A 2,073-nucleotide genomic window follows, 5' to 3' on the forward strand; every position below is an offset into this window, starting at 1 on the left:
AAGCCAACCTCCGAAAATTCGGAGAGCAGCATGCATGGCCGGTAACTCCGCAGGGATCGCCTGCGGCTCCATTGAAGCGAAGAACAAGATGAGTTGGTCCGAAAACTGATGGAAGTAACTCCGCAGGGATCGCCTGCGGCTCCATTGAAGCTTCCATCTTTCGACCGTCCAATTTTCAGCCAACGCAGTGTAACTCCGCAGGGATCGCCTGCGGCTCCATTGAAGCGTCTACGCGTCGTGCGATGAGCGCGAGTTCGTACATCGTAACTCCGCAGGGATCGCCTGCGGCTCCATTGAAGCCTCCCTACGGGCAAGCGAGTATGCTATGGGAAAACCATAACGTAACTCCGCAGGGATCGCCTGCGGCTCCATTGAAGCAAGAAGAACAGGCGAGACGCTGTGCTCTTTACTTGGTAACTCCGCAGGGATCGCCTGCAGATCTATCGAAGGCATGGAGCGACGCGTTCTTTGGGATACAGTCAGGTCATGACTCTGCGGCGATCACCTGCAACTTCATTTCAACTCGCTCTGCTCTCGAAGTACAGCAGGATGCTGCGGTTTTCCATTAGACTATCTTTTGATTTATCATAGCCTCTCGGCATTGAGGTGTAGGAAAATGACATAGGCTGGGGAAAATTCCGTAAAATCACTGGGGATTGAGTTGTTTTAAGTCCGTTCCTTGAAAAAGGGTATAGCAAACAAAGCGACGACGATCCGTTTGTTCAAAAGTCATCGCTGGAGATGGTATGATTGGGGTAGTCTCAAGCTGGCAGGAGCATCGACTTCAGGTCGAGTTTGCTCTCTTGGTACCAAGCATCCATGTGTTGGCACATGGCAATGCCATAGATGCGGATGGTCCACATCATGGTGCTGCGATGCTTGGCAGCTTCGAGATGGTAATCCTCTTTTTCTCGCTTGTTACTCCGTTCGCAGGTGGTTCTACGTTTGTAGACACTGGCCCATTCGTCGCTGTGACGGGCGACGGGTGGGAACAAGCGAGGATTATCCTTGGTGTATGTGTACACGCACCGCCCGTAGGGCGAATCGGAACAGGGCGTGTCGCAGGTCACCACCCCCTTCGTAACGAGAGGACAGCGATACTTGCGGCGGCCTCGAGTGTGGTCGTATCCGTCGTCCTTCATTTCTAGCTCACGGCTACAAATCGGAATCCCGTTGTCGGAGATCATGATGTCGTCTTTGTACTGCTTGTGGCCAGTCCTTCGTTGGTTCATGTCAATGAATGGTGTGACACGCTGGGATTTCAGGTACTCATAGATGGGCATTGCATCGTGTGCAGCGTCGAGAATGACACTCGCCCACGTATAGTCAGGGAAGCGATTTGTGAACTCATGAGCGCTGACAACCCACGATGTAGCATCATGTCGAGAGGCTCGCTGAAGCCTGGGGTAGATCGGTAAGTCGTAAGGACTATCGGCTGCGACGAGCATGTAAAGGTGATAGCCGAAGAAGTAACGGCTTCGATGACTGTCCCAGCCGATGTCACAGTCCGGTTGTGAGAACTGACGGTGGCATGAGCAGTGTTCGATTCCTTGTTCACGGCAGGCGCACATCCGTTTGCTACGTGGCTGCGCAGACGTCTGTACGGGGGTTCCATCCCCGGCGATGACAAGGTTGTGCGTGTCACCGAGAATCCCCAGCTTGGCGGATACAGCTAGGAACTGTCCCTGAAAGATACTGAGCAACGTGTCAAAAGGCTGGGATTCAACAAGCGGACGCTTTTGCAACTGGGCGATCAGTTTGCCAATCTTGTTGGACGTGGTGGTTGGTGCCTTCTCTCCTTTCTTCTTGCCACGCTTTGGCTTGTGTCGTTTCAGCTTTCTTCTCGGCGATACGTTGATGGAATCACAATTCCACAGCCGCTTGAAGAAGTCATAGAATGTGCCAACACCAGGCGTATTGCCGTACTCAAATCCACTGAGAACCGCATAAAGCGGAACTCGGCGAAGGTCATCGACCCAATCGGTAATGGAGGGTTGACCGACTTGGAGCATAAGCAGATACGAACGTAACAGTTTGGCAGGGTCGGTGGATTCTGGACCACGAGGTGAATAA

Annotated in this window: 1 protein-coding gene and 1 CRISPR repeat array; the gene reads right to left on the minus strand. The window is 52.8% G+C overall.

Annotated features, from left to right (window positions below):
• Positions 1-41: 41 nt before the first annotated feature.
• Positions 42-450: direct repeats of the CRISPR family, unit length 37 nt; unit sequence GTAACTCCGCAGGGATCGCCTGCGGCTCCATTGAAGC.
• Positions 451-761: 311 nt separating this feature from the next.
• The coding region (locus AAC01S_RS18345; RefSeq protein WP_067625939.1) for a transposase at positions 762-2,073 on the minus strand (1,312 nt) is incomplete at its 5' end.

The organism is Alicyclobacillus acidiphilus NBRC 100859 (assembly GCF_001544355.1).
GTDB lineage: Bacteria > Bacillota > Bacilli > Alicyclobacillales > Alicyclobacillaceae > Alicyclobacillus > Alicyclobacillus acidiphilus.